The 1,166-nt window shown below is 63.9% G+C and carries 3 protein-coding genes; all 3 read right to left on the bottom strand.

The features are described from left to right. On the bottom strand, positions 1 to 320 hold a 320-nt coding region (locus AB0H50_RS35540; RefSeq protein ID WP_357461675.1), incomplete at its 3' end, for a BCCT family transporter. Between the two features lie 128 nt (positions 321 to 448). Further along, entirely contained in the window at positions 449 to 811 is a 363-nt protein-coding gene (locus AB0H50_RS35545) for a GntR family transcriptional regulator (RefSeq protein WP_072699734.1), read from the bottom strand. A gap of 48 nt (positions 812 to 859) precedes the next feature. Beyond that, positions 860 to 1,166: MscL family protein (locus AB0H50_RS35550; protein ID WP_357461678.1), on the bottom strand; the 307-nt coding region annotated here is incomplete at its 5' end.

Below are 1,166 nucleotides of genomic sequence, written 5' to 3' on the forward strand. Positions count from 1 at the left end.
GGCTTTTCTCCGTCCTGCCCGAGTGGGATCCGCCCGTACTTGCTCAGTGCGAGCCACAGGACGAAGAACACGAATGCGCTTGCCGCCAGGACGTACAGCCAGCCGAGCTCGACGACGATCCAGTCCAGAACGTCCGCCGTGATCCTGTCGAAACTCCCGGTGTCCAGCAGGCCCCACAGCACGATCGCGAGGACCAGTCCGGCGGCTACGCCGAAGACGACGCGGTCGGTACGGGGCGGACGCGAGACGGCATCCGGCGAAGAGACGAGGCTCGATTCCGGAGACGCTCCGGGCACGAGCCGATCAGGAGGCACGCTCATTGGTCAAACTTTGCAAGGTCCGCCAGGTTGCGAGGTGCTTTCGAAGAACTGTTCGGTCACCGCAATATCCGAGATCGCCTGACCTGCACCTTTTATCCGTTCTACCTTTGCGCGTCACGGATGAACCGTCAGCCGGCGCGGAGAGCGGCCCCGACCAGCGCCAGGACTTCCTCGTCGGTGATACCGAGTGCACGAACCGTGGCGACGTACTCGCTCGTCGCGCGCTGGGCGCCGATTCGTGTCGGATCGCCGTTCGCCGCGACGAAGGTACCTCCCCTGCCCTTCGTCTCCAGTACGCCCGACTGCTCGAGTTCCCGGTACGTCTTGGCGACGGTGTTGGGTGCGATGCCGAGGGTCTCCGCGAACCCGCGGACCGTGGGCAGTTTCGTGCCGGAGATGAGGTCACCGCGGCGCACGAGTTCGACGATCTGTCGGCGAAGTTGCTCGAAGGGCGGGACCGCCGAGTCGTGGTCGATGACGATATCGAGCATCTTCGCAGGCTAGCAGCGCTTCCCTGCCGTCACGGCCACAACGGAGAGCTAACCGGCGTTCACCCTCGTAGCACCACTCGGCGATGCGTTGTCGTCCCGCGACGGCGAATCGTCCTGCTCGAGCGAATTGTCCTTTCCCTGCCTGTACGTCCCTGTCTCGAGCAGGTCGCGGATCTGGATCAGCAGATCGGTCTCGCTCAGGGGTTCGTCCGCGGGTTCCTTGTCCGGCGCGAAGCGTGCCTTGGCAAGGTTGACCGGAAGAATCAGGACGAAGTACACGACGGCGGCGATGATGAAGAAATTGATTCCCGCCGCGATCACCGCTCCGATGTCGATGAAGGTGGCGTCGTTCGAC

Source organism: Nocardia sp. NPDC050793, assembly GCF_040654065.1.
In the GTDB taxonomy this organism is placed as follows: domain Bacteria; phylum Actinomycetota; class Actinomycetes; order Mycobacteriales; family Mycobacteriaceae; genus Nocardia.

Coding starts and splice junctions, on each gene's coding strand:
- AB0H50_RS35545 (WP_072699734.1), bottom strand. CDS start 811: ATGCTCGATATCGTCATCGACCACGACTCGGCGGTCCCGCCCTTCGAG.